Origin of the sequence: Cellulosimicrobium sp. PMB13 (genome assembly GCF_051294865.1) — a bacterium.
GTDB lineage: Bacteria > Actinomycetota > Actinomycetes > Actinomycetales > Cellulomonadaceae > Cellulosimicrobium.
This window is the reverse complement of record NZ_CP145910.1, coordinates 1,838,815-1,863,324: the sequence shown is the minus strand read 5'-3', so window position 1 is coordinate 1,863,324 and position 24,510 is coordinate 1,838,815. Positions and strand designations below refer to the sequence as shown.

Sequence of the window (24,510 nt, the reverse complement as noted above, 5' to 3'; positions counted from 1 at the left end):
AGCGGTGCGCAGGGTTACAGTTCGATCACGGCACGCGGGCCGACGGCGACCGCGCCGTCGGACCAGGAGGGGGCACGGCCTCATGACCACCCAGAACGGCAGCGCGACGCCGCGCGCCGCGACGCTGACCGACGTGGCGCGCCTCGCCGGCGTCTCGATCGCCACGGCGTCCAAGGCGATCAACGGTCGCGACCAGGTGAAGGCGGAGACGCGTCTGCGCGTCCTCGAGGCGGCGGAACGCCTCTCGTTCGCGCCGAACGCGCTCGCGCGCGGGCTGCTCAAAGGCCGCACGGGCACCGTCGGGCTGCTCACGAGCGACCTCGAGGGCCGCTTCTCGATCCCGGTCCTCATGGGCGCGGAGGACGCCTTCGGCGCCGGCCGCGTCTCGGTCTTCCTGTGCGACGCGCGGGGCGACGCCATCCGCGAGCAGCACCACGTCCGCGCCCTGCTGTCACGACGCGTGGACGGCCTCATCGTCGTCGGCTCGCGCACCGACCCGCGACCGCCGCTGAGCGCGGAGATCCCGGTGCCGGTGGTCTACGCCTACGCGCCGTCGGAGGACCCCGGGGACGTGTCGATCACGGCGGACAACGTGGGCGCGGGACGCCTCGCCGTCGAGCACCTCCTCGCCTGCGGACGACGCCGGGTGGCCCACGTGTCGGGCGACCCCGGCTACCAGGCGGCCCAGGACCGCGCCTCCGGCGCGCAGGCGGCGCTCGCCGCGGCCGGGCTCGAGCTCGTCGGCGGGCACACCTACTTCGGCTCGTGGAGCGAGGGCTGGGGGCGGGGCGCGGCGCGCATGGTCGTCGAGCAGCACCCCGACGTCGACGGGTTCTTCTGCGGCAGCGACCAGATCGCGCGCGGCGTGCTCGACGCGCTGCGCGAGCTGGGGCGCGACGTCCCGGGTGAGGTGTCGGTCATCGGGTTCGACAACTGGGAGGTGCTGACCACGAACGCTCGGCCCCAGCTCACGAGCGTCGACATGAACCTCGAGCGGCTCGGCCGGGTGGCCGCCCAGCGGCTGTTCGCCGCGATCGACGGCACGGTGCGGCCGGGCATCGAAGAGCTCCCGTGCCGGGTGGTGACGCGCGCCTCGACGGCGCCCATCGCCTGACCGGGCGCCCCGGCGGAACTCCGGACCGCAGGCGGACCTCCAGGCCCCCGACGGGTCGAGCTCAGCCGAGCTCGAGGAGCATGCGCGTGTTGCCGAGCGTGTTCGGCTTCACGCGCGCGAGGTCGAGGAACTCCGCGACGCCGTCGTCGTGGGAGCGCAGCAGCTCGGCGTAGACGTCGTGCGTGACGGGCGTCCCGTCGATCGGCCGGAAGCCGTGCCGGACGAAGAAGTCGACCTCGAACGTCAGGCAGAAGACCCGTCGCAGGCCGAGCGCGCGGGCGCGGGCGAGCAGCTCCACGACGAGCGCGTGCCCCACACGGTGCCCGCGCCAGGCGGGATCCACCGCGAGCGTGCGGATCTCGGCGAGGTCGTCCCACATGACGTGGAGCGCCCCGCAGCCGACCACCTCGGGAGCAGCCCCGGGTCGCGCGGCCGGGCGGACGGCGTCGGCCACGACGAACTCCTGCACGGCCTCGTAGTAGCCGACCATCTCCTTCGCGAGGAGGATGCGGGCCTCGGCGTAGGGCTGGACGAGAGCCCGGATCGACCGGACGTCCGCGGGGAGCGCGGGGCGCACGCGGACCCCCGTGGCGTCGGGGCGCGCGTCGTCGACGGGAGGCGTGGGCACGACGTCACTGTACGACGATCCGACGCGCAGTGCATACTCACGCAGGAGAGTGCATACCTGCTCACGCGCTCGCGACGAGCCGCGACGCGGTGATCTCGTCGATCACCAGGTCCGTCACCACGCCGGCGCGCAGCGCCGCCCGCAGCGGCGCGACCTTGTTGTCCCCGGCGACGACGCACACGCGGCGCGGGACGCGGCGCAGCTCGTCCGGCGCCGGACCCGTGGCGCGCTCGTTGAGCGCGATGTCGCGATAGGTCCCGTCCGGTCGGAGGAACACGGTGCACACGTCCCCGACCACGCCCTCGCCGTCGAGCACCGCGATGTCCTCCCGCTCGAGGTAGCCCGCGGAGTAGACGTGCGAGGGCACGCCACCCGCGACCGCCCCCACCGAGAAGAGCGCGATGTCCGCCCGCTGCTGGACGTCCAGCACCCGCCGCACCGACCGCTCGCGCCACATCGCCTGCTTGGTCTCGGCGTAGTCGAAGAACGCCGGCACCGGGAAATGGTGCACGTGGGCGTCGAACGCCGTGCCGAACCCGGCGATGAGGTCGCCCGCGTAGTGGACGCCCGACGTGCGCGTGTTCGCCGCGCCGTTGAGCTGCACGACGGCGCTCCCCCGCGTCGGCTTGCGGGGCAGGTGCCGCGACACGGCGGAGAGCGTCGTGCCCCACGCGATGCCGAGGACCATGTCCGAGTCGAACCACGTCGACAGCAGGCGCGCCGTCGTCATCGCGACCTGCTCGAGGCGGTCGACCTGCAGCGCCTGGTCGGGGACCGGTACGACGTACGCGTCGATCCCCCACGTGCTCGCCACGTGCTGGCCGAGCCCCGGCGCACGGCTCTGCGTCGGCCGCAGCGAGATCTCGACCAGGCCGGTCTCCCGGGCGCGCTTCACGAGCCGCGAGACGGTCGACCGCGACGTGCGCAGGTGCTTCGCGATCGCCTCCATCTTCATGTCCTGCAGGTAGTACATCGAGGCCGCGCGCAGCACGTCCTGCTCTCGGTCCACCATCACGGCTCCGTCCGTCGGGGACCTCCATTCTGCACGTTCGTGCACATGGCTTGCGCGTCCGTTCGCGCCGTGGTGGTGTGAAGGGCGTGCGAGGACGCGACGGTCCGCCCGGACCGGGACGTTTCCGGCTCGCGCACCTCGGCCGTGCGTGGGAACGTCGGCAGTGAGCGTCACCTGAGACGGCGTCCGGCACGCAGGACGACACGGACGGGAAGAGGTTGGACGGATGGCATCCACGAGACTCACGGCGGACTCCCGCCGGCAGGCGCTCGCCGCGCTCGAGGCGAGCACGAGCGCGGACGCCGAGCTCGACGTCCTCGTCATCGGCGGCGGTGTGACCGGGGCCGGCATCGCGCTCGACGCGGTGACCCGCGGGCTGTCGACGGCGATCGTCGAGGCGCAGGACTGGTCCGCCGGGACGTCGAGCCGGTCGAGCAAGCTGGTCCACGGTGGCCTGCGGTACCTCCAGATGCTCGACTTCCACCTCGTGCACGAGGCGCTCACCGAGCGCGACCTGCTCCTCAAGGAGATCGCGCCTCACCTCGTCCGCCCCGTCCCGTTCCTCTACCCCCTCGAGCACCGCGTGTGGGAGCGGGCCTACGTCGGGGCAGGCATCGCGCTCTACGACACGCTCGCGAGCGTCGCCCCCGGCAAGCGCGCCCTCCCGTTCCACCGGCACCTGAGCCGGAGCCGCATGGAGAAGAAGTTCCCCGACCTCGCGCACGACGCCGCGGTCGGCGCGGTGCAGTACTGGGACGCCTCCGTCGACGACGCCCGTCTCGTGAGCACGCTCGTGCGCACCGCCGCCTCGTACGGCGCGCACGCGGCGTCGCGCACCCAGGTGGTCTCCCTGACCAAGGGCGCGACCGGCGCGGTCAACGGTGCGGTGCTCGTGGACCTCGAGACCGGCCACGAGCTCACCGTGCGGGCGCGCTCGGTCATCAACGCGACGGGCGTCTGGACCGAGGACACCGAGGCGCTCGCCGGCTCCGAGGGCGGGCTGCGCGTGCTGGCGTCCAAGGGCATCCACATCGTCGTCCCGCGCGAACGCATCAAGGGACAGGTCGGCCTGATCCTCCAGACCGAGAAGTCGGTGCTGTTCGTCATCCCGTGGTCGCGCTACTGGGTCGTCGGCACCACCGACACCCCGTGGGAGCAGGAGCTGCAGCACCCCGTCGCGACCTCCGCCGACATCGACTACGTGCTCGAGCACGCCAACGCCGTGCTCGCCCACCCGCTCACCCGCGACGACATCATCGGCACGTGGGCCGGCCTGCGCCCCCTGCTGCAGCCCGGCACCAAGGAGGGCACGAGCTCGGCCAAGGTGTCGCGCGAGCACACCGTGGCCTCCCCGACGCCGGGCCTGACCGTCATCGCGGGCGGCAAGCTCACGACGTACCGCGTCATGGCCAAGGACGCCGTCGACTTCGCGATCGGCCAGCGCGCGAGCGCGTTGGGATCCATCACGCACAAGATCCCCCTGCTCGGCGCGGTCGGGCTCGACGCCGTGCGCCGCCAGGCCCGGCCCTGGGCGTCGCGGTACCGCTGGACGCCCGCGATGGTCGACCACCTGCTGCACCGGTACGGCTCGAACCTGCGCGAGATCGTCGAGCTGTGCGAGGAGCAGCCGGACCTCGCGAAGCCGCTCGAGCACGCCCCTGCCTACCTGCGTGCCGAGATCGCGTACGGCGTGTCTCACGAGGGCGCCCTGCACCTCGAGGACCTGCTGCTGCACCGCACGCGGCTCAACTACGAGGTCGCAGACCGCGGGCTCGCCGCCCTCCCGGAGATCGCCGAGATCGCGGCCGGTGTCCTCGGCTGGGACGACGCCACCCGCGACGCCGAGGTCCGCAGCTATACCGACCGCGCGAACGCCGAGGCCGCCGCCGAGCAGGAGCCGGACGACGACGCGGCCGAGCGCACCCGCCTCGCCGTCGACGACGTGGCCCCGCTCCAGCCGCTGCGGGAGAGCTGAGCACGGCGAGAGAAGCATCCCGGGCGCGCCGCGACCGGGCGGTTGAGACAGAGCAGTCCACCACGAAAGAGAGCGCACCATGGATCAACTCCTCATGAACGCCTTCTGGTCCGAGGTCCTCGGAACGGCGACCCTGATCCTCCTCGGCGCGGGCGTCGTCGCGAACGTCGTCCTGCCGCGGAGCAAGGGTTTCAACGGCGGCTGGCTCCTCATCAACTTCGGATGGGGCCTCGCGGTCTTCGCCGGTGTGTTCGTCGCCTTCAAGTCCGGCGCCCACCTGAACCCCGCGGTGACGATCGGGCTCTTCGCCGCGGACAAGCCGTTCGCGGTCCTCACCGGGCCCGAGGGCGCGGTGACTGCGACGATCGAACCGACCGTCGGCAACATGTTCATGTACTTCGGGGCAGAGATGCTGGGCGCCATCATCGGTGCCGTCCTCGCGTACCTCGCCTACAAGAAGCACTTCGACGAGGACGCGCCCGCCGCCACGAAGCTCGCCGTGTTCTCGACCGGCCCGGAGATCCGCTCGTACGGGTGGAACTTCGTCACCGAGGTCCTCGCGACGTTCGTGCTGGTGTTCTTCGTCGTCGTCTCGGGCAGGACGCCGTCGGGGCTGGGTCCGCTCGCCGTCGCGCTGATCGTCGTCGGCATCGGCGCGAGCCTCGGTGGCCCCACCGGGTACGCCATCAACCCCGCCCGCGACCTCGGTCCGCGCATCGCGCACGCGCTGCTGCCCATCCGGGGCAAGGGGTCGAGCGACTGGTCCTACTCGTGGGTGCCCGTCGCCGGACCGCTCGTGGGCGGCGTCCTCGCCGGTCTTCTCGGCGGCGTCTACGCCTGACCGTCGGTCGCGTGACCGGGGTGACAGGGGCCACCCCGGTCAGGCGACCACGCGGCGTCGGGCGCCGGGCCCGAGGCCGCGACCCTGACCACCCACCCGCACCACCTCTCTGCACACCACACCGACGTGAAGGACTGAGCACACCATGGCCGACTACGTTCTCGCCATCGACCAGGGAACCACGAGCTCCCGGGCCATCGTCTTCAACCACTCCGGGGAGATCGTCTCCACGGGACAGCTCGAGCACGACCAGATCTTCCCCCGCGCCGGGTGGGTGGAGCACAACCCGGAGCAGATCTGGAACAACGTGCGCGAGGCCGTCGGCCTGGCGCTGACCCGCGCGAACGTCACCCACAACGACATCGCCGCCGTCGGCATCACCAACCAGCGCGAGACCGCCGTGGTCTGGGACAAGACCACGGGCAAGCCCGTGTACAACGCGATCGTCTGGCAGGACACCCGCACGCAGAAGATCGTCGACGAGCTCGGCGGCTCCGACGGCCCCGAGAAGTACAAGTCGATCGTCGGTCTGCCGCTCGCCACCTACTTCTCCGGGCCGAAGGTCAAGTGGATCCTCGACAACGTCGAGGGCGCACGCGAGAAGGCGGAGGCGGGCGACCTGGTCTTCGGCAACACCGACACGTGGACCCTGTGGAACCTCACCGGTGGCGTCAACGGCGGCGTGCACATCACCGACGTGACGAACGCGTCCCGCACCATGCTCATGGACCTCGACACCCTGTCGTGGCGCGAGGACATCGCCGCCGACATGGGTATCCCGATGTCGATGCTGCCCGAGATCCGGTCGTCGTCCGAGGTCTACGGCGAGGGTCGCCAGCAGGGCCTCCTCCCCGGCGTCCCGATCGCCGGCATCCTCGGCGACCAGCAGGCCGCGACGTTCGGCCAGGCGTGCTTCGAGGTCGGGCAGGCCAAGAACACGTACGGCACCGGCAACTTCATGCTCCTCAACACGGGCACCGAGAAGGTCATGAGCGAGAACGGCCTCCTCACGACCGTCTGCTACAAGATCGGCGACCAGCCGCAGCGCTACGCGCTCGAGGGCTCGATCGCCGTCACCGGGTCCCTCATCCAGTGGCTGCGCGACAACCTCGGCATGTTCGAGGACTCGCCCGACGTCGAGTGGCTCGCCGGCAAGGTCGAGGACAACGGCGGCGCGTACTTCGTGCCCGCGTTCTCCGGCCTCTTCGCGCCGTACTGGCGACCCGACGCGCGCGGTGCGCTCGTCGGCCTCACCCGGTACGTCAACCGCAACCACATCGCGCGCGCCGCGCTCGAGGCCACGGCCTACCAGACGCGCGAGGTGCTCGACGCCATGAACGCCGACTCCGGCGTCGACCTCACCGAGCTGCGCGTCGACGGCGGCATGGTCGCCAACGAGCTGCTCATGCAGTTCCAGGCCGACCAGCTCGGCGTCGACGTCGTGCGCCCGAAGGTCGCCGAGACGACCGCGCTCGGCGCCGCGTACGCCGCAGGCATCGCCGTCGGGTTCTGGAAGGGCGAGCAGGACGTCATCGACAACTGGGCCGAGGACAAGCGCTGGACGCCCGCCGTCGAGGAGGGCGAGCGCGAGCGGCTGTACCGCAACTGGAAGAAGGCCGTGACGAAGACGTTCGAGTGGGTGGACGAGGACGTGGAGCAGTAAGCCCGTACTCGACGGAGGTCCCGCCTTCTCGTCCGGAGGGGGTGGGATGGGATCGCCGGTCTACCATCCGCGCGCTCGTTCCTCGCGCGCTCCCGCCAGACCCGCCACGACCGGCGATCCCATCCCACCCCCTCCTTTCGTGTCGTCCTTCGCGGGGGTGCGGCCGGGCTGCTGGCCGACGTGGGCGAGGGCGAGGTGTGGGTGCGCTCGCTCCGGGGCGACGGAGTCCCTACGGTGGTCGGGTGCGCGCGTGGGTGTACGAGCGGTACGGGTCGGTCGACGAGCTGCGGTTCCGGGAGGTGCCGACGCCGGCGCCGGCGCGGGGCGAGGTGCTCGTCGAGGTCGTCGCGACGTCGGTGAACCTGTCGGACTGGGAGGCGCTGCGCGGCAGTCCCGGGTACACCCGCCTCGACGGTCTCCGCGCGCCGCGCACGCGGGTCCTGGGGTCCGACGTCGCGGGGCGGGTCGTCGCGATCGGCGAGGGGGTCACGCGCTTCCGTCCGGGTGACGACGTCTACGGCGACAACCTCCCGCGCCGCGGCGGGTTCGCGGAGTACGTGGTGATGCCCGAGAAGGCGCTCGCGCACAAGCCGCCGACGCTGACCTTCGCCGAGGCGTCCACGATCCCGCAGTCAGGCGCCATCGCCCTGCAGGCCCTCGCGTCCGGTGCTCCGGGTCGACGTCTGCTCGTCAACGGCGCCGGCGGGGGCACGGGGAGCTTCCTCGTCCAGCTGGCGGTGGCGCGGGGCATGCACGTCACGGGCGTCGACGCCGAGGGCAAGCTGGACTTCGTCCGCCGGTTGGGCGCACAGGAGGTGATCGACTACCGCCGGACCGACTTCACGCGGACCGGTCGGTACGACCTCGTCGTGGACCTGGTCGCGGACCGGTCGGTCTTCGCCTACCGGCGCGCGCTCGCCCGCCACGGTCGGTGCCTCATGGTCGGCGGCACGCTGCGGACGCTGCTCCGCATGCTCACCGTCGGGCCCGTCGTGGGGGCGCTGACCGGCGCGCGGCTCGGCGTCCTGCTCGTGCGTTCGGGTCCTCGACACTTCGGACCTCTGGCCGACCTGTGCGCCGCCGGCGAGGTCGCGATCCACATCGACCGCACGTTCCCCCTCGCGGAGGTGCCCGAGGCCCTCACCGTGCACGGGACGGGAAGGGCTCGGGGCAAGGTCGTCGTCGTGCGCGACGTCTGACCGCTCGCCGACCCCGGCCTCGGCGAGCGAGCGCGGCGAGGGCTACCTAGCGTCGAGGACGGGTCGCACGACCGCGGTCCGACATCCACGGGAGGCGTCATGACCGACACGCACCACGAGCTGCCGCACGCGGGGTCTGACGAGGTCGCGAAGGTCCGCGAGCTCATCCAGGACGAGAACATCGCGATGCTCACGACCGTCGCCGAGGACGGGAGCCTCGTCAGCCGGCCCATGGGCGTCCAGGCCGTCGACTTCGACGGGGACCTGTGGTTCTTCGCGGCCCAGGACTCGCACAAGGTCGCGGAGATCGCGCACGACTCGTCGGCCAACGCCGCGTTCTCCGGGTCGAGCTCGTGGGTCTCCCTGTCCGGCCGCGCGAGCGTCGTCCGGGACCGCGCGAAGATCCGCGAGCTGTGGAACGCCGTCGCCGACGCGTGGTTCCCCGACGGCCCCGACACCCCGGAGGTCGTGCTCATCCGGCTGCACGCGGACACGGCGGAGTACTGGGACTCCCCCGGCGGTCGCGTCGCGACGCTCTTCAGCCTCGTCAAGGCCAAGGTCACGGGCACGCCCTACGACGGCGGCGAGAACGAGACCGTCCAGCTCTGAGCGGACGCCTCTCACGTCGTGGGCGGTGGCTAGGGTGGCGGCGTGAGCACCACGCGCGAGAGCAGCTATACCGTGCCCGGGATGCACGTCACGGACCGCGAGGTCGAGGTGCCGCTCGACTGGTGGGACGACGCCGACCCCCGTCGCCTCACCGTGTTCGTCCGCGAGGTCGTGGACCCGGCCCGACGCCGCGACGACCTCCCTCTGCTCGTGTTCCTCCAGGGCGGGCCCGGCGGGAAGGGTCCACGGCCCACGGGCCCCGACGGCTGGCTCGGCGAGGCGCTGAAGACCTACCGCGTCGTCCTGCTCGACCAACGCGGCACCGGGCGGTCGTCCGCGGTGCGCGGCGCGGCGCTCGTCGCGCGCGGTGCGGCAGGCGCCCAGGCGGGGCACCTCTCGCATTTCCGTGCCGACGCGATCGTCGCCGACGCCGAGCACGTGCGCCGGACGGTCTACGGCGGTCGGCGCTGGACGTCGCTCGGGCAGTCGTACGGCGGGTTCCTCACGATGACCTACCTGTCGCGCGCGCCCGAGGCCCTCGCCGCGTGCCTCGTCACCGGCGGCCTGCCCGGGCTGCGCGCCGACGCGCGCGAGGTCTACCGCCGGACCCAGCCGCGCGTCGTCGGGAAGAACGCCCGCTACCTGTCGCGGTACCCCGAGGACGAGGCGCGCCTCGCGCGCATCGCCGACCGCCTCGCCGTCGGCGACGTCCGGCTGCCCGACGGCGACCCCCTCTCCGTGCACCGGTTCCAGTCGGTCGGCATGGACCTGGGCATGAAGCCCGGCGCGGAGCGGATCCACTGGATCGTCGACGAGGCGTTCGACCCGGGCGCCCCGGACGAGCTCACCGACACGTTCCTCGCCGAGGTCGCCGCCGCGACGTCGTTCCGCACCAACCCGCTGTACGCCGTGCTGCACGAGTCGATCTACGCGCAGTCGCACACCGGCCCCACCGCGTGGGCGGCGCAGGACGTGCGCGACGACGACCCCGCCTTCGCCGCCGACGCGCGGCCTCTGCTGCTCACGGGCGAGATGATCTACCCCTGGATGCTCGACGAGGTCGCCGCGCTGCGACCGTTCCGCGCGGCGGCCGAGGCGCTCGCGGTGTGGGAGGACTGGCCCGACCTCTACGACCTCGACGTGCTCGCCCGCAACGAGGTTCCCGTCGAGGCCGCGGTCTACCACGACGACATGTTCGTCGATGCCGGGCTGTCGCTCGAGACGGCCGCGCACGTCGGCAACGTCGAGACGTGGGTGACCAACGAGTTCGAGCACGACGGCCTGCGCACCGGCGACGTGTTCCAGCGGCTCGCCGATCGCCTCACGGCACGCGGCGGCCCCCTCCCCACCCGCTGAGACTCGCCGACCCCCCCGGGCTCGTTGCCGAACCCCGGGTTACGCGCCGATCAGGCTGCTCATGGGCGCGTAACCCGGGGTTCGGCAGGCCCAGGTCCGTCACAGCGCGCCTCGTCGGCGAGCTGCGCGAGAACAGAGCTCTCCCGTAGCTCGCGGAGTGCCGCCGGGTCGCCGGCGAGCCGCGCAGCGATGGCGTCGTCGAGCTCCGGCGCGCGGTGCGGGGCGATGTCGAGCAGGACGTCCAGGAGCGTCCAGGCCCGGATGCCGGGACCGTCCGGCATCCCCGACGCACGCCGGCGGTACAGGTCTGCCACGCCGTCGAGCAGGTCGTCGCCCGGTCCGCGCGGGTCGGTCAGCCGGCACGCCGCGTCGGCCTGCAGCGCTGCCGCGGGGTCGTCCCACCCGGAACGGTGCGCCGCGACGAGCGGATGCAGTGACGGGTCACCCAGTGCGCCCGCTGCGACGACCTCCAGCTGCCAGACGTCACCGCTCCGTCGGGTCAGGGCTCGCCGCACGTGCGGCAGCGCACGCGGGTCGCGTCGGTACGCGAGTCCGACGAGCGCTTCCTGCCGCGTCTCGCGGTCGTCGTCGTCGAGCCGAGCCGCGAGCGCGTCCCGCAGCTCGGGCGTGTCGACCTCGCGGAACTGTTGCGCCAGCACGAACGTCGCCCAGTCGCGCACCCGCGGCACGGGATCGGTGGTGAGCCGGACGGCCAACGCCACGACCTCCGGTGTCGGCAGGTCGTCCGCGTCGAGGAACGGGAGCTCGGCCATCGCCCTGACCCGGAGGTCCGGGTCCTCGTGGGACGCGAGCGCGAGGACGTCCATGCCCGGAAGCATGCCACGCACGACACTGCTGAGTGCTGGGTATTTGTCGTCTGACGGCTCGTCCGACGACATATACCCAGCACTCAGCGGGTGGATGGGCCCGGGGCGTGCTTGTCGAGGAACGCGTAGACCTCGGTCGCGTCGACGCCGGGGAACGCGCCGGTGGGCAGCGCGGAGAGCACGTGCTGGTGCATGCGCGCGCTCGGCCACGACACGTCCTGCCACTGCGCCGCAGCGGCCGCTGCGGGGCGGCGGCAGCACGACTCGTCGGGGCAGCCGGACTGCCGGCGCACCGTCGTGTCGCGCCCGCGGAACCACTTGGCCGAGGCGAACGGGACCCCGACGGCCAGGGCGAACTGGCCGTTCGTCGTCGTCCCGGTCTGGGTGGAGCACCAGAACGTGCCGGCCGGGGTGTCGGTGTACTGGTACGACTCCTGCGCGCGGTCGCGGCGCGTGAACGCCTCCCGGACGGCCCAACGCCGGCACACCATCTGTCCCTCGATCGCGCCGGTGACGTCGGCGGGCAGCGGGAGCCCGTCGTTCGCGTACCCCCGGAACAGGGCGCCGTCGTCGCCCACGCGCAGGAAGTGCAGCGGGATGCCGAGGTGCTCCGTCGCGAGGTTGGTGAAGCGCTGCGCGGCGGCCTCGTGCGTGACGCCGAACGCGTCGCGGAAGTCCTCGACGGCGAGGTCCTTCTCGCGCTTGCGCCGCTCGAGGAAGTCGACCGCGGCCGACTGCGGGATGAGGCAGCACGCCGCGAAGTACGTGATCTCGACGCGCTGGCGCAGGAACTCCGCGTACGAGCGCGGCCGCTCGTGGCCGAGGACGCGGTGCGCGAGGGCCTGCAGCGCGAGAGAGCGCAGGCCGTGCCCGCCCGGGATCGACGCCGGGGGGAGGTAGATGCGCCCGTGGCGCAGGTCGGTCACCGTGCGGGTCGAGTGGGGCAGGTCGTCGACGTGCCAGATCGTGAACCCGAGCTGCTCGGCCATGCGGGCCACGGTCCGGTGCGTGAGGGCACCGACCGTGTACCCGGCCCGGCGGGTCATGTCCTCGGCGAGCTCCTCGATCTCCGGGTAGTAGTTGTTGCGCGCCTGCCGTTCGAGCCGGAGCTCGGTGTTCGCGCGGCGCGCCTCCTCGGGCGTCGCGATCGCCTCGGTCGCGCGGCGCTGGAGCTCGGCGTGCAGGCCCACGAGGTTCTCGAGGACCGGCAGGGGAAGCTTCTGGCTCGCCTTCACGGACGGCAGCCCGAGCGCGGCGAACAGCGGCCCGCGCTGCGCCCGGTCGAGCTCGATCTCCAGCGCGGCCCGGCGCGACGGCGGTTCGTCCGTGAGCAGGTCGGCCACGGACACGTCGAGCACCTGGGCGAGCTGTTGGAGGAGCGACAGTCGCGGCTCGCGGCGCCCGTTCTCGATCATCGAGAGCAGGCTCGGCGCCGTGCCGACGGCGTCGCCGAGCGCGTCCAGCGTCAGGCCCCGGGCGGTACGGAAGTGGCGGACCCGGCGGCCGAGGGTGATGAGGTCGGCGTGCGGCTCCCCGGTCGACGAGGAGGAGTCCCCGTGCGCAGGGTCGGTCGGACGTGGCATTCCTTCACGGTACGTCAAGAACGCTCGATCTTCACAGGGCTCCGCTGAGGAATCTCACCGAGATGAGCGGCAGGCTCAAGGTATCGACCGGAATTCCCTCGACCCCGGGAGCCTCCCATGACCGCGACCACCCCCCGCCGCAGCCGTCTCGCCGCCCTCCTGGACGACGTCGACACCGAGCTCGCCGGCCTCACCTCGTCGACGGGCTCTCCCGCGCACACCACAGACCCGCGCCCGCGCGACGCCCGCGCCTGGGTGCGGGAGATCGCGAACCTCACCGAGCCCGACGCGATCGTGTGGTGCGACGGCTCCGCCGAGGAGAAACAGCGCCTGGTCGACCTCATGGTCGACGCCGGGACCCTCCTGCCCCTGAACCCCGAGCTCCGCCCGGGCAGCTACCTCGCACGGTCCGACCCGAACGACGTCGCACGCGTCGAGTCCCGCACGTTCATCTGCTCGCGCGACGAGGTCGACGCGGGCCCGACGAACAACTGGCGCGAGCCCGAGGCCATGCGTGCCGAGCTGCGCGGCGTCTTCGAGGGGGCGATGCGCGGCCGCACGATGTACGTCGTCCCGTTCTCGATGGGCCCCGTCGGCGGGCCGATCTCGCAGGTCGGCGTCCAGGTCACCGACTCGCCGTACGTCGTGGTGAGCATGGGCGTCATGACGCGCGTCGGTCAGGACGTCATGGATTTGATCGACGGCGGCACCCCGTTCGTCCCGGCCGTCCACTCGGTCGGCGCGCCGCTCGTCGACGACACGGGCGCCGTCTCCGAGGACGTCCCCTGGCCCTGCAACGAGACGAAGTACATCGCCCACTTCCCCGAGACGCGCGAGATCTGGTCCTACGGGTCGGGCTACGGCGGCAACGCGCTGCTCGGCAAGAAGTGCTTCGCGCTGCGCATCGCGTCGGTGATGGCGCGCGACGAGGGCTGGCTCGCCGAGCACATGCTCGTCATCCGCGCGACGTCGCCCGAGGGGCGCCGCTACCACCTCGCCGCAGCGTTCCCTTCGGCGTGCGGCAAGACCAACCTCGCGATGCTGCGCCCGACGATCCCGGGCTGGACGGTCGAGACGATCGGCGACGACATCGCGTGGCTGCGCACGGGCCCCGACGGTCGGCTGCGCGCCATCAACCCCGAGGCGGGCTTCTTCGGCGTCGCACCGGGCACGGGGATCGAGACGAACCCGGCCGCCGTCGAGACGTTCGACCGGGACACGATCTTCACCAACGTCGCCCTGACCGACGACGGTGACGTCTGGTGGGAGGGACTGACGCCCGAGCCGCCGAGCCACCTCGTCGACTGGACGGGCCAGGACTGGACGCCCTCCGACGGCGACGGCGGCCGCACCGCCGCGCACCCCAACTCGCGCTTCACGGTCGCGGCGGCGCAGTGCCCGACGATCGCCGACTCGTGGGAGGACCCCGACGGCGTCCCGATCGACGCGATCATCTTCGGCGGCCGGCGCGCCAGCAACGTCCCGCTCGTCGCACAGGCGTACGGCTGGGAGCACGGCGTGTTCATGGGCGCGACGATCTCCTCCGAGCAGACCGCCGCCGCCGAGGGCACCGTCGGCGAGCTGCGCCGGGACCCCTTCGCGATGCTGCCGTTCTGCGGCTACAACATGGCCGACCACTGGGCACACTGGCTCCGGGTCGGGGCGTCGATCGACGCCGACAAGCGGCCCAAGATCTTCCAGGTCAACTGGTTCCGCAAGGACGCCGACGGGCGTTTCCTCTGGCCCGGGTTCGGCGAGAACTCGCGCGTCCTCGCGTGGATCGCCGCGCAGGTCGACCGCGCCCACGGCGTCCGGACCGACTGCGGCGCCGTGAAGAGCCCGGTCGGCCTCCTCCCGGCCACCGGCGCGCTGGACACCACGGGCCTCGACCTGCCCGACGGCGCCCTGGACGCCCTGTTCGACGTCGCGCCCGAGCCGTGGCTGGCCGAGGCGGAGCTCACCGCCGAGTTCTTCGACACGTTCGGCAACCGCGTGCCGGACGAGCTGTGGGCCCAGCTCGCGCGCCTGCGTGACCGGCTCGAGGCCTGAGCAGCGCATCCTTCGTCGGGCGGGGACGTGGGCGGGCAGCACGCACGGTGCTGCCCGCCCACGTGCGTGTGCACGCCACGCTCGGCACGCTGGAGACGTCGGCTCCAGCAGGCGGGCCTCTCGATCGCGAGCCACTGCGGCAGCACGAGAGATCGAAGGACCCACCATGATCAGCACGGACCAGATCGAGAGGCTTCTCCGCGGGGGGTCGGTCGTCTCGAGCACCGGGGAGAAGATCGGCAAGGTCGGCCAGGTCTTCCTCGACGCCCGCACGGGAGACCCCGAGTGGGTGACCGTCAAGACGGGCTTGTTCGGCACCGCGGAGTCGTTCGTCCCGCTCGCCGACGCGGACGTGGCGGGTGACGAGATCCGCGTCCCGTTCGGCAAGGACCAGGTCAAGGACGCCCCGCGCGTGGACGACTCGGAGGGCCACCTCTCCCCGGAGGAGGAGGCGGAGCTCTACCGGTACTACGGACGCGCGCAGACCGACGTCGGCGAGGGTTCGGCCGGCGGCATCCGGACCGACGAGCGCGACCACGACGGCGACGACCCGCGCGGTCAGGACGGTCGGGGCGACGACGCGCGGGACGACCGCACGGACGAGGCGGGCGCCGTCGGCAGGCACGCCGCCGGTCCGCCCGACGACATGTCGGCGTCGTCCGACGACGCGACGGGCCGGGTCCGGCTGCGCCGGTACGTCGTCACGGAGTACGTCACGCAGACCGTCCCGGGAGAGGGGCCCGGGACGGGGAGCGAGAGCTCCGGTGAGGAGCGCACGGTCACGGAGCGCGTCCGCGAGGAGATCGTCGAGACCGACGGAGAGGAGAACCGGCCATGAGCACCAGCTACGGGGCGACCCGTCCCGAGAACGAGCCGACCCCGCGAGGCGCCGACGACGCCCGCGTCCCGGCGGACCGCGAGGCCGTCGCGCACGACCGCGAGACCGTGGTGGCGCGTGAGAAGGAGGAGCACGGGGGCATCAAGATCGGCTCGGCCTTCTTCGGGTGGCTCACCGCCACCGGGACGGTCGTCCTGCTCACCGCGCTGGCCGCGGCCGCCGGCGCCGTCTTCGGTCTCAACACGTCGACCGACCTCCAGGACGCCGCCGACCAGGCGACCGAGAACGCCGAGACGATCGGCGTCGTCGGCGGCATCGTCCTGCTCGTCGTCCTGTTCGTCGCCTACTACTGCGGCGGGTACGTCGCCGGCCGCATGGCGCGGTTCGACGGCGCGAAGCAGGGTCTCGCGGTCTGGCTGTGGGCCGTCGTCATCGCGATCGTGCTCGCGCTCGTGGGGCTCGTCGCCGGCAGCCAGTACAACGTGCTGTCGGAGCTCAACGCGTTCCCGCAGATCCCGGTGAGCACGAGCGACCTCACGACCGGGGGCGTCATCGCGCTCGTCGCCGCCGCCGTCGTGAGCCTGGTCGGGGCCGTGCTGGGCGGGCTCGCGGGGATGCGGTTCCACCGCAAGGTCGACCGGGCCGGGCTGGGCGCCTGACGCGCGGCTGCGTGGCGGCGCCGGCCGGCGCCGCCACGCGCTCAGTACCGCATACCCATGAGGTCGCGGACGTCGTCGAGGGTGCGGTCCGCGATCTCGTTCGCGCGCGCGTTGCCCCGGGCGAGCACGTCGAGAGGGTCGGGTCCGTCGCCCGCGGCGAGCGCGCGTCGTCGGGCACGGAGCGGGCGCAGGTGCTCGACGAGCGCCTCGGTCACCACGTGCTTGAGGCGCCCCGCTCCCCCGGCACCGATCTCGTCCGCGAGCGCCTCGGGCGTCGTCCCGGCGGCGAACGCGCCGAGCGTCAGGAGGTTGGCGACCTCCGGGCGACGGTCCGGCTCGTAGGTGACGTGCCGCTCGGAGTCGGTCTTCGCGCGCCGCACGAAGCGTGCTGTGGCGTCCTCGTCGTCGCGCAGCTCGAGCGCGTTGCCCGCGGACTTGCTCATCTTGCGCCCGTCGGTGCCGAGGATCGTCGGCGCGGGTGCGAGCAGCACGTCGGGCTCGGGGAAGTACGGGCTGGCCGCGGCGTAGCGCTGGTTGAAGCGCCGCGCGACCGTGCGCGTGAGCTCGACGTGCGGGAGCTGGTCCTGACCGCCCGGGACGAGGTTGCCGTGGCAGAACAGGATGTCGGCGGCCTGGTGGACCGGGTAGGTGAACAGCAGCCCGCTCATCGGCCGCCCCTGCCGCCGCGCCGCCGCGAGCGCCTCGGCCTTGACGGTCGGGTTGCGCTCGATCTCGGCCGTCGTGACGAGGCTGAGGAACGGCAGGAGGAGCTGGTTCAGCGCGGGGACGGACGAGTGCGTGAAGATCGTCGTGCGCTCCGGGTCGATGCCCGCGGCGAGGTAGTCCAGGACGATCTCGCGCACGGTGCCGCGCAGGTCGCCCGTCTCGTCGCGGTCGGTGATGACCTGGTAGTCGGCGATCACGAGCACGACCTCGACCCCGGCGCGCTGCAGGCGCACGCGGTTCGCGACGGTCCCGACGTAGTGGCCGAGGTGCAGCGCCCCGGTCGGTCGCTCCCCGGTGAGGACGCGGAAGCGTGACGGGTCGGCGGCGATCTGCGCCTCGATCTCGGCGCTGCGGGCGCGCGCCGCGGCGACGGACGCGGTGGAGGACGGCGCGGATGCGCTCTCGCGGCTCGGCGCGGCGGGCGGGGTGAGGGTGACGGTCATGGGAGCTCTCCTTCGGGGAGGGGAGCCGCGCGGCGCAGGTCCGGTGGTCCGGCACGGACCGGTCGGACTCGGGATCGCCGCACATGACGACGTCCCGGCTGCGGAGCGCAGCTCGGGACGTGGGCACGACAGGTCACGGCTGCGGGGGCAGCCACCACCAGTCGCGCGTGAACATGCGCCCAGGGTACGCCGCGCGACCCACGGTGCGGGAGATCGGTCCCGTCACGCCGCCGGCCGGCACGGTGCGGTGGTCAGAGCGACAGGACGTGGTTCGCGGCCCCCGCACCGGCGAGCCCCAGGGGGACGGTCGCGGCGAGGGCGAGCGGCACGAGCCACCGTTGTCGCGGCGTGCGGGCGAGGAGCACGGCGGCGACCAACCCGACGGCGCAGAGGATCGCGCCCGACGCGCCCTGCCACGGGAACAGGAGCCAGCGCACGAGGCCCTCGCTCACGAGCACGCCGCAGAGGAGCGCCAGGCCCGTGACCTGGCGCCAGACGACGTCCGACCGCCACCACGAGCCCGCGAGGCCGAACACGATGCCACCGACGACCGCGCCGCCCACCCAGAACAGGAGCGTGCCGAGATCGGACGGGACGTCGTGCACGGTGCGTGCGACGTAGTACCCCGCGACCAGCAGGAGCTCCGCACCGACACCGACGAGTGCCGCGCGGGCACCTCCGCGCACGAGCGCACCGGCGGCGAACGCGACGACGACCCACGCCGCGATCGAGTTGGCCCACATCGCCCACGGGTCGACGAGCACGCCCTGGAGCCACTCCGTGAGCACGCCGAGACCGGCCGCCGCGCCGAGCAGCGCCAGGACGAGTGCAGCCCGCGGGCGAGGGGACGTCGGCCCGGGACCGGCCGCCGGCGAGGCGGTAGCCGATGGATCGACAGCCACCGCACAGGCCGCTGCAGGAGGTGTCGTCGGGCGGTCCGCCGCCGTGAGTTCGCTGGTCACCGATCCAGCCAACACCGCGGCAGGCTGGTCGCGCGTCCTCCTCAGGAGGGGTCCACGCCTCAGCCTCCGGGTGGACGCAGCGTCGCCCGCCCGGCGAGCGGACGGCCCACGGGCGAGGATGGGTCCCGTGCCTGAGCCCCACGTCGAGAACGTCACCGGTCCCGTTGCCTACCACGCGGAGGGGCCCGTGTGGTGGCCCGGCTGGGGCGGGCTGCGCTACGTGGACATGCTGGCCGGAGACCTCCTCACGCTGCAGCCCGACGGCGGCGTCGACCGCCTGCACGTGGGTGACCACGCGGCCGTGGTGCGGCCGCGTGCGGGCGGTGGGTTCGTCGTCGGGCTCGAGCGGTCCGTCGCGGTCGCGGACGCCGACGACGCCCCGGTGCGCGTGCTCGCGACGCTGTGGGACGACCCGACGGTCCGGCTCAACGAGGGCGCCGCGGCGCCCGACGGGGCGTTCTACGTGGGCGGCATGGCGCAGGGCGAGCGGCCGGGCGCTCTGTACCGGGTCGAGCCCGACGGCAGCGCGCGCGTGGTCCTCGAGGGGATCGAGGTGTCGAACGGGCTGGGCTTCTCCCCCGACGGCTCGCTCGCGTACTACGTGGACTCGGCCACGCAGCGGATCGACGTGCTCGACGTCGTCCCGGCCGAGGAGGACCCGCGCGGGCTCAGGGACCGGCGGCCGTTCGTCGAGGTCGACCCGGACGACGGGATGCCCGACGGGCTGACCGTCGACGCCGAGGGCGGTGTGTGGGTCGCGCTCTGGGGCGGTTCGGCGGTGCGGCGCTACTCCCCCGAGGGCGTGCTCGACGCGCAGGTCCGGCTCCCGGCGAGCCAGGTGAGCGCGTGCACGTTCGGCGACGACGCCCTCGACGCGCTGTACGTCACGACGTCGCGGCAGGACCTCGACGCCGACGACCCGGACGAGCGCGAGGCGGGGTCGGTGTTCCGTGTCGACGTGGGCGTGCGCGGGCTGCCGGTGCTGCCCTTCGCGGGCTAGTTCTACTGACCCGCTGTGCTGTCCTGCGCGCGCCGGCGCCGCGGGCCGCGTGCGTCGCGAGCCCTCCGCCGCGGGAGCGTCGCCAGCGCGACCCCCGCGAGGCTCAGCACGCCGCCCGCGAGGGTCAGCCCCGCGGGGACCTCCGCGAGCAGCGCCCACGACAGCACCACCACGAGGGGCGGCACGAGGTAGGTCGACGCCGCGAGCCGGCCCGCGCTCGTCCGCGAGAGCGCGTAGCCCCACGTGGTGAACGCGACGGCCGTCGGGAAGAGCCCGAGGTAGACGACGGCGAGCGTGGACGACCCCGCGGCGGCCGACGCCTCGCGGACGAACGCGGGGGCGAACGGCAGGCACGCGACCGTGCCGGCGAGGCACCCGACCCACGTCATGGTGAGGGCGTCGACGCCCGCCAGTAGCCGTTTCTGCGCCGTGGCCGACCCGGCGTAGAGCGCCGCGGCGGCGAGCCCGAGCACGACCCCGAGCACGTCGGCGTCGCCCGTCGACGTGGTGACCGCGATGACCGCGACGCCGGCGAACGCGACGGCCATCCCCGCGAGCAGGCGTCGCGGGAAGCCCTCCCCGAGGAGCAGCCCGGCGAGCACCGCGACGAGGACGGGCGCGACGTTGACCAGCAGCGCCGTCGTCCCGGCGTCGAGGTGCTGCTCGGCCGCGTTGAGCGCGACGTTGTAGAGCGCGAACCACGCCACGCCCCACGCCGTGACGGCGGCGAGCGTGCGTCCCCGCGGCAGGGCGGGGAGGGCTCCCACGAGCTGCGCGATGCCGCGAGATCCGGCCGCCGGCACCCGGCTCGCGACGCGGGCCGCCCGGACGAGCACGATGGCCGTGAGGCCGACCGATCCGGCGAGCTGGCGGCCCAGCGCCAGGGCGCCGGGCGAGTAGTCGTGACCCGCCGCGCGGACACCGACGAACGCCGACGCCCACAGCACCACCGTCACGGCGGCCGCGAGCACGACGAGACCTCCCGCGCGTCGCGCCGTCGCCGCCGACGTCTCCTCCGTGACCACCATGCGTCGATCGTCGCCGCTCGGACGATGAAGCACCAGCACGTATTGCTACCGCTCGATGCAGTACCGCTGTACGGTCAGAAGATGCTCGACGTGCACCGGCTCCGCATCTTCCGCTCCGTCGTCGCGAGCGGCTCCGTCCAGGCCGCCGCCGCGAACCTCGGCTACACGCCGTCCGCCGTGAGTCAGCACGTGGCCGCGCTCCAGCGCGAGACGGGCCTCGTCCTGCTCGAGCGCGCGGGTCGCGGCGTCCGGCCGACGGCCGCCGGACTGACGCTCGCCGCCCAGGCCGACGGCGTGCTCGCGCGGCTCGGCGAGGTCGAGGCCGTCGTGTCCGACCTGCGCGCGGGCCGCACCGGGTCGCTCTCGATCGCCTACTTCGCGTCCGTCGGCGCGGCGTGGCTGCCCGCCGTCGTCCGCCGGCTCACCGACGAGCTGCCGGGCGTCCGGCTCGACCTGTCGCTCGCCGAGACGATCCCGGACGACCCCGACCGACGCGCGGACGTGCAGATGGTCGTCGCGCCGCGCGGCTTCGACCCGGGCCCCGGCTTCCGCGCGCACCACCTCCTCGACGACCCCTACGTCGTCGTCCTGCCGCCCGGGCACCGCCTCACGGACGAGGCGCACGTCGACCTCGCCGACCTCGCGGGCGAGCGCTGGGTCGACAACGACTTCGCGCGCGGGTGGTGCCGGCGCAACGTCCTCGAGGCGTGCACCGCGGCCGGGTTCACCCCACCGTTCCACGTCGAGGCGCACGACTACCCCACGGCGCTCGCGTTCGTCGCCGCGGGGATCGGTGTCACCGTGCTCCCCGCTCTGGGAGCAGCGCACCTGCCCGACGGGCTGACCGCCGTCCCCGTCGTCCGGCCCACGCCGGTCCGGTCGATCCACGCCGTGGTGCGCGACGCCGTCGCGCTCACCCCGGCGGCACGGACCGTGCTCGACGAGCTGCGCCGTGCGGCGTCCGCCCCCGGCGCCGACGCGCCGCACGACCGTGCGTCGCGCGACCACGCGCCGTCGCGCGCCTACTCCGCCGCGGCCGTGTAGGGCTTGCCCGGCCAGTACGCCCACTCCTCGAAGTGCGCGACACGGCCGTCGGCGGCGAAGCGCAGGAGCCACAGATCGCGGTACTCCTGCTCCTCCGACCCCGTGTACCGCACCTCGAGCCGCACGACCGCGGAGTCGCCCTCCACCGCGACCGGTTCCGCGCTGACGGTGAACGTCGCGCCCTCGTCGGCGGTCCAGAAGCCGCGGATCGCGTCGTGCCCGTGGAGCGGCTCGTCGTCGTACGGCGACCGCAGGTACGTCGCGTCCTCGGTGAACAGCCGCTCGACGGCGCCTGCGTCGCTCGCCCGCCACGCCCGCTCGTACCGGTCCACCCACGTCATCACCGCGTCGCGGTCCATGCGTCCCCACCTCGCTCGCCGGCCTCCCTCGGCGGGCCGCTCGCGGCCCGCCGGCCCTCGACCACCCTGCCCGAGCCTGCGCCGCCTCGCCCGCCGGACGCCGCAGGCCGACGAGGCCGGTCCCGGTGTCGATCTGGGTGTCGATCTCGCACTGTCCCGTTCGACCTGTGGATGAGAGGGTCGGAAGGACCGGCCCACCGACACGGGGAGTCAGCGATGAAGTACATGCTCATCATGCGCAGCACCGACGAGGGCCAGGCCGCGTTCGAGAGCGTCTCCTTCGACGAGATGCTCGAGACCATGGGCCGGTTCAACGACGAGCTCATCCGGGCGGGCGTGCTGCTCGCCGCCGAGGGGCTCGACGACGCGGCGGAGGGCGTCGTCGTCGACCTCTCGTCCGACGTGCCCGTCGTGACGGACGGCCCGTACGGGGAGACCAAGGAGCTGTTCGGCGGCTACTACGTCCTCGACGTCGCCTCGAAGGAGGAGGCCGTCGAGTGGGCCAAGCGGCTGCCGTACTCGGGCCCCGGGACGAAGGTCGAGGTCCGCCGGGTCCCGACGATCGACGAGTTCCCGCAGGACAACGAGTGGATCCGCAAGGAGCGCGCGTGGCGCGAGGCGACCGGTCAGCTGTGACCTCACCCGACGGCCGCCGGGCCGTCGAGGCCGTGTGGCGCATCGAGTCGGCGCGGATCGTGGGCGCCCTCGCCCGGTACACGGGCGACTTCGCGCTGGCCGAGGACCTCGCGCAGGAGGCGCTCGCCGAGGCGCTCGTCTCCTGGCCGCGCGACGGCGTGCCGCGCAACCCGTCGGGCTGGCTGCTCACGGTCGGCCGACGTCGCGCGATCGACACCTACCGCCGCCGCTCCGCCCTCGACGAGCGGTACGCCGCCCTCGCCCACCACCTGGGCGAGGGCGGCGCGACGTCGGGCGGGCCGCCGTCGGGCGACACCGGTCCCGGGGACGCGGACGGCGTCCTGTGGGACCCGGACGAGGTGCACGACGACGTGCTGGCCCTGATGTTCGTCGCGTGCCACCCCGTGCTGTCGCCCGAGGCCCGTGTGGCGCTCACGCTGCGGGTCGTCGGCGGGCTGTCGAGCGAGGAGGTCGCGCGTGCGTTCCTGGTGCCGACGGCGACCGTGCAGGCCCGGATCACGCGGGCGAAGAAGACCCTCGCGGCAGCGGCCGTGCCGTTCGGGGTGCCCCCGGCCGACGAGCGCCGCGAGCGCCTCGGCTCCGTCCTGGGCGTGCTGTACGTGATCTTCACGGAGGGGTCCACCGCGACCTCGGGCGACGAGTGGCTCCGGCCGGACCTCGCGCACGAGGCGGTCCGGCTCGCGCGCGTGCTCGCCGGGCTCGTGCCCGACGAGCACGAGGTGCACGCGCTCCTCGCCCTGTTCGAGCTCACCGCCGCACGCTTCCCCGCAAGGACCACGCCCGACGGCGACCCCGTCCTGCTCGCGGACCAGGACCGGCGGCGGTGGGACCGGTCCGCCGTCCGGCGCGGCCGGGCCGCGCTCGCGCGCGCCGACGCGGTCGGGCCGCCGGGTCACGGACGCGGTCCGTACGGGCTCCAGGCGGCGATCGCGGAGTGCCACGCCGTCGCGCCCTCCGTCGACGAGACCGACTGGGACCGCATCGTGCTCCTCTACGAGGCGCTCGGTCGCGTCGCCCCGTCACCCGTCGTCGAGCTCAACCGCGCGGCGGCCGTCGCGATGGCGCACGGCCCGGCGGCAGGGCTGCGGATCGTCGACGAGCTCGTCGCGACGGACCGGCTGCCCCGGTTCCACCTGGTGCCGAGCGTGCGCGCCGAGCTGCTCGGACGCCTCGGCCGGGTGGACGAGGCCCGGGCGGAGTACGCGCTCGCCGTGCGGCTGTGCCCCACCGTGCGCGAGCGCCACCTGCTCGAGCGCAAGGCGGCCCTCCTCCCGCCATGACCGCTCCCGCACGTCCCGCGCGCCGTCAGCGCTCGTCGCGCAGCACCACGTCGAGCATCTCGAACCCGTGCAGCGCCCCGCCGTCGAGCCCGGTCCGCCGGACCAGGTCCGGGTCGGCGAGGAATCGGACGGTCGTCCCGGTCCCGGGAGACGGCGGGAGCTCGACCAGCTCCGTCGCCGGCACGCCGTGCTCGTACCGCTGCGTCCACGACCCGTCCCGGCGACGGTTGGTGTGCTCCAGCCACGTGCTCAGGGCCGCGACGGTCGACATGCCGCGCCGCGCGAGCCCGTCGGGCAGCGCCGGCGGCTCGGCCGCGTCGAAGAACCGCACGTCCTTCGTCGCCATGACGGGCTTGCGGACCGGACGCCCGGCGTCGTCGAACCGCGTGTCCGTGCCGCGGCCGTCGTCGGCGACCGACACCGAGCCGTCGTCGTGCCGCGTGACGACGACGTGGCCGACCCGCCCCTGGCTCTCCGCCTCCTCGTCGGCGTACGCGAGGACTTCGAGCACGAGGTGCTCCACCCCGCCTGCGGCGTACCTGGGGTCCGCCCGCACGTGCGCGAGGTGCGTCTCGTCGACCGCGAGAGCCCAGTCGTGCGTCGTGGTGGCCCAGCGCTCCGGCGTGCTCGGCTTGCTCGCTGACATGCTCCGACCCTA

General features: G+C 73.5%; 23 protein-coding genes. 14 read left to right on the top strand and 9 right to left on the bottom strand.

Translation table 11 applies throughout. The features are described 5' to 3' along the window. Positions 1–82 precede the first annotated feature (82 nt). Positions 83–1,114, top strand: coding sequence for a LacI family DNA-binding transcriptional regulator (locus V5D56_RS08595; protein WP_435738625.1), 1,032 nt, complete (start codon positions 83–85; stop codon positions 1,112–1,114). Between the two features lie 61 nt (positions 1,115–1,175). On the opposite strand, the gene V5D56_RS08590 is transcribed toward V5D56_RS08595, so the two are convergent. After that, positions 1,176–1,742 carry an amino-acid N-acetyltransferase gene (locus tag V5D56_RS08590; protein WP_435738624.1) on the bottom strand — a complete coding sequence of 189 codons (567 nt, stop codon included), beginning with the start codon at positions 1,740–1,742 and terminating at the stop codon, positions 1,176–1,178. A gap of 61 nt (positions 1,743–1,803) precedes the next feature. Continuing rightward, a complete protein-coding gene (locus tag V5D56_RS08585) occupies positions 1,804–2,757 on the bottom strand; it encodes a sugar-binding transcriptional regulator (protein WP_435738623.1) in 954 nt (317 codons plus the stop codon). A 223-nt stretch (positions 2,758–2,980) separates the two neighbouring features. On the opposite strand from V5D56_RS08585, the gene V5D56_RS08580 reads away from it, so the two are divergent. From V5D56_RS08580 to V5D56_RS08555, 6 genes are all read left to right on the top strand, one after another. Beyond that, positions 2,981–4,729: an FAD-dependent oxidoreductase gene (locus V5D56_RS08580; RefSeq protein ID WP_435738622.1), complete on the top strand. Its 1,749-nt coding sequence runs from the start codon at positions 2,981–2,983 to the stop codon at positions 4,727–4,729. 79 nt (positions 4,730–4,808) lie between these two features. Then, complete coding sequence (locus V5D56_RS08575; protein WP_435738621.1) at positions 4,809–5,570, top strand: MIP/aquaporin family protein; 762 nt, start codon at positions 4,809–4,811, stop codon at positions 5,568–5,570. 145 nt (positions 5,571–5,715) lie between these two features. Next, positions 5,716–7,233, top strand: a complete 1,518-nt coding sequence (gene glpK, locus V5D56_RS08570) for a glycerol kinase GlpK (RefSeq protein WP_435738620.1) — start codon at positions 5,716–5,718, stop codon at positions 7,231–7,233. A 242-nt stretch (positions 7,234–7,475) separates the two neighbouring features. Then, positions 7,476–8,432, top strand: coding sequence for an NAD(P)-dependent alcohol dehydrogenase (locus V5D56_RS08565; RefSeq protein ID WP_435738619.1), 957 nt, complete (start codon positions 7,476–7,478; stop codon positions 8,430–8,432). Positions 8,433–8,531: 99 nt separating this feature from the next. After that, on the top strand, positions 8,532–9,041 hold the full coding sequence (locus tag V5D56_RS08560) for a pyridoxamine 5'-phosphate oxidase family protein (RefSeq protein WP_435738618.1): 510 nt from the start codon (positions 8,532–8,534) through the stop codon (positions 9,039–9,041). A gap of 81 nt (positions 9,042–9,122) precedes the next feature. Further along, positions 9,123–10,397 carry an alpha/beta fold hydrolase gene (locus V5D56_RS08555; RefSeq protein ID WP_435738983.1) on the top strand — a complete coding sequence of 425 codons (1,275 nt, stop codon included), beginning with the start codon at positions 9,123–9,125 and terminating at the stop codon, positions 10,395–10,397. A 59-nt stretch (positions 10,398–10,456) separates the two neighbouring features. Here V5D56_RS08555 and V5D56_RS08550 read toward each other — a convergent pair whose 3' ends face one another. Together V5D56_RS08550 and V5D56_RS08545 are read right to left on the bottom strand one after the other, a co-directional pair. Further along, a complete protein-coding gene (locus V5D56_RS08550) occupies positions 10,457–11,224 on the bottom strand; it encodes a HEAT repeat domain-containing protein (protein WP_435738617.1) in 768 nt (255 codons plus the stop codon). A gap of 83 nt (positions 11,225–11,307) precedes the next feature. Beyond that, positions 11,308–12,807 carry a helix-turn-helix domain-containing protein gene (locus tag V5D56_RS08545; protein ID WP_435738616.1) on the bottom strand — a complete coding sequence of 500 codons (1,500 nt, stop codon included), beginning with the start codon at positions 12,805–12,807 and terminating at the stop codon, positions 11,308–11,310. A gap of 117 nt (positions 12,808–12,924) precedes the next feature. Between V5D56_RS08545 and V5D56_RS08540 the strand changes: the two genes are divergently transcribed. From V5D56_RS08540 to V5D56_RS08530, 3 genes are all read left to right on the top strand, one after another. Next, the gene (locus V5D56_RS08540) at positions 12,925–14,856 is read left to right on the top strand and encodes a phosphoenolpyruvate carboxykinase (GTP) (protein ID WP_435738615.1); all 1,932 of its coding nucleotides are present in this window, start codon (positions 12,925–12,927) and stop codon (positions 14,854–14,856) included. 166 nt (positions 14,857–15,022) lie between these two features. After that, a complete protein-coding gene (locus V5D56_RS08535; protein WP_435738614.1) occupies positions 15,023–15,694 on the top strand; it encodes a PRC-barrel domain-containing protein in 672 nt (223 codons plus the stop codon). Beyond that, positions 15,691–16,353, top strand: a complete 663-nt coding sequence (locus tag V5D56_RS08530; RefSeq protein WP_435738613.1) for a DUF4153 domain-containing protein — start codon at positions 15,691–15,693, stop codon at positions 16,351–16,353. Before V5D56_RS08535 ends, V5D56_RS08530 begins: the two co-directional genes overlap by 4 nt. A 41-nt stretch (positions 16,354–16,394) precedes the next feature. Here V5D56_RS08530 and trpS read toward each other — a convergent pair whose 3' ends face one another. Then, positions 16,395–17,522 (bottom strand): tryptophan--tRNA ligase, encoded by a 1,128-nt coding sequence (gene trpS, locus V5D56_RS08525; RefSeq protein ID WP_435738612.1) that lies wholly within the window; start codon positions 17,520–17,522, stop codon positions 16,395–16,397. Between the two features lie 251 nt (positions 17,523–17,773). After that, entirely contained in the window at positions 17,774–18,424 is a 651-nt protein-coding gene (locus tag V5D56_RS08520; RefSeq protein ID WP_435738611.1) for a DUF6518 family protein, read from the bottom strand. A 187-nt stretch (positions 18,425–18,611) separates the two neighbouring features. Between V5D56_RS08520 and V5D56_RS08515 the strand changes: the two genes are divergently transcribed. Beyond that, positions 18,612–19,484 carry an SMP-30/gluconolactonase/LRE family protein gene (locus tag V5D56_RS08515; protein ID WP_435738610.1) on the top strand — a complete coding sequence of 291 codons (873 nt, stop codon included), beginning with the start codon at positions 18,612–18,614 and terminating at the stop codon, positions 19,482–19,484. A 2-nt stretch (positions 19,485–19,486) separates the two neighbouring features. Here V5D56_RS08515 and V5D56_RS08510 read toward each other — a convergent pair whose 3' ends face one another. Then, positions 19,487–20,512 (bottom strand): DMT family transporter, encoded by a 1,026-nt coding sequence (locus tag V5D56_RS08510; RefSeq protein ID WP_435738609.1) that lies wholly within the window; start codon positions 20,510–20,512, stop codon positions 19,487–19,489. A gap of 81 nt (positions 20,513–20,593) precedes the next feature. Between V5D56_RS08510 and V5D56_RS08505 the strand changes: the two genes are divergently transcribed. Beyond that, positions 20,594–21,556, top strand: a complete 963-nt coding sequence (locus V5D56_RS08505) for a LysR family transcriptional regulator (protein WP_435738608.1) — start codon at positions 20,594–20,596, stop codon at positions 21,554–21,556. Here the strand turns inward: V5D56_RS08505 and V5D56_RS08500 are convergent. Then, entirely contained in the window at positions 21,535–21,915 is a 381-nt protein-coding gene (locus V5D56_RS08500) for a YybH family protein (RefSeq protein WP_435738607.1), read from the bottom strand. The two genes, V5D56_RS08505 and V5D56_RS08500, sit on opposite strands and share 22 nt — an antisense overlap. Positions 21,916–22,131: 216 nt before the next feature. Here V5D56_RS08500 and V5D56_RS08495 point away from each other — a divergent pair, with 216 nt between their 5' ends. Together V5D56_RS08495 and V5D56_RS08490 are read left to right on the top strand one after the other, a co-directional pair. After that, positions 22,132–22,551: a YciI family protein gene (locus tag V5D56_RS08495; protein WP_435738606.1), complete on the top strand. Its 420-nt coding sequence runs from the start codon at positions 22,132–22,134 to the stop codon at positions 22,549–22,551. Continuing rightward, on the top strand, positions 22,548–23,852 hold the full coding sequence (locus V5D56_RS08490) for an RNA polymerase sigma factor (RefSeq protein WP_435738605.1): 1,305 nt from the start codon (positions 22,548–22,550) through the stop codon (positions 23,850–23,852). Before V5D56_RS08495 ends, V5D56_RS08490 begins: the two co-directional genes overlap by 4 nt. 25 nt (positions 23,853–23,877) lie before the next feature. Here the strand turns inward: V5D56_RS08490 and V5D56_RS08485 are convergent, their stop codons facing one another. After that, positions 23,878–24,498 carry an ATP-binding protein gene (locus V5D56_RS08485; RefSeq protein WP_435738604.1) on the bottom strand — a complete coding sequence of 207 codons (621 nt, stop codon included), beginning with the start codon at positions 24,496–24,498 and terminating at the stop codon, positions 23,878–23,880. Positions 24,499–24,510: the final 12 nt, after the last annotated feature.

Bases quoted from the DNA above. Each gene is read 5' to 3' on its own strand.
- V5D56_RS08495 (WP_435738606.1), top strand. From the start codon at position 22,132: ATGAAGTACATGCTCATCATGCGCAGCACCGACGAGGGCCAGGCCGCG.
- trpS (WP_435738612.1), bottom strand. From the start codon at position 17,522: ATGACCGTCACCCTCACCCCGCCCGCCGCGCCGAGCCGCGAGAGCGCA.
- V5D56_RS08555 (WP_435738983.1), top strand. From the start codon at position 9,123: ATGCACGTCACGGACCGCGAGGTCGAGGTGCCGCTCGACTGGTGGGAC.
- glpK (WP_435738620.1), top strand. From the start codon at position 5,716: ATGGCCGACTACGTTCTCGCCATCGACCAGGGAACCACGAGCTCCCGG.
- V5D56_RS08595 (WP_435738625.1), top strand. From the start codon at position 83: ATGACCACCCAGAACGGCAGCGCGACGCCGCGCGCCGCGACGCTGACC.
- V5D56_RS08530 (WP_435738613.1), top strand. From the start codon at position 15,691: ATGAGCACCAGCTACGGGGCGACCCGTCCCGAGAACGAGCCGACCCCG.
- V5D56_RS08535 (WP_435738614.1), top strand. From the start codon at position 15,023: ATGATCAGCACGGACCAGATCGAGAGGCTTCTCCGCGGGGGGTCGGTC.
- V5D56_RS08580 (WP_435738622.1), top strand. From the start codon at position 2,981: ATGGCATCCACGAGACTCACGGCGGACTCCCGCCGGCAGGCGCTCGCC.
- V5D56_RS08505 (WP_435738608.1), top strand. From the start codon at position 20,594: ATGCTCGACGTGCACCGGCTCCGCATCTTCCGCTCCGTCGTCGCGAGC.
- V5D56_RS08500 (WP_435738607.1), bottom strand. From the start codon at position 21,915: ATGGACCGCGACGCGGTGATGACGTGGGTGGACCGGTACGAGCGGGCG.
- V5D56_RS08485 (WP_435738604.1), bottom strand. From the start codon at position 24,498: ATGTCAGCGAGCAAGCCGAGCACGCCGGAGCGCTGGGCCACCACGACG.
- V5D56_RS08575 (WP_435738621.1), top strand. From the start codon at position 4,809: ATGGATCAACTCCTCATGAACGCCTTCTGGTCCGAGGTCCTCGGAACG.
- V5D56_RS08560 (WP_435738618.1), top strand. From the start codon at position 8,532: ATGACCGACACGCACCACGAGCTGCCGCACGCGGGGTCTGACGAGGTC.
- V5D56_RS08540 (WP_435738615.1), top strand. From the start codon at position 12,925: ATGACCGCGACCACCCCCCGCCGCAGCCGTCTCGCCGCCCTCCTGGAC.
- V5D56_RS08545 (WP_435738616.1), bottom strand. From the start codon at position 12,807: ATGCCACGTCCGACCGACCCTGCGCACGGGGACTCCTCCTCGTCGACC.
- V5D56_RS08510 (WP_435738609.1), bottom strand. From the start codon at position 20,512: ATGGTGGTCACGGAGGAGACGTCGGCGGCGACGGCGCGACGCGCGGGA.
- V5D56_RS08550 (WP_435738617.1), bottom strand. From the start codon at position 11,224: ATGGACGTCCTCGCGCTCGCGTCCCACGAGGACCCGGACCTCCGGGTC.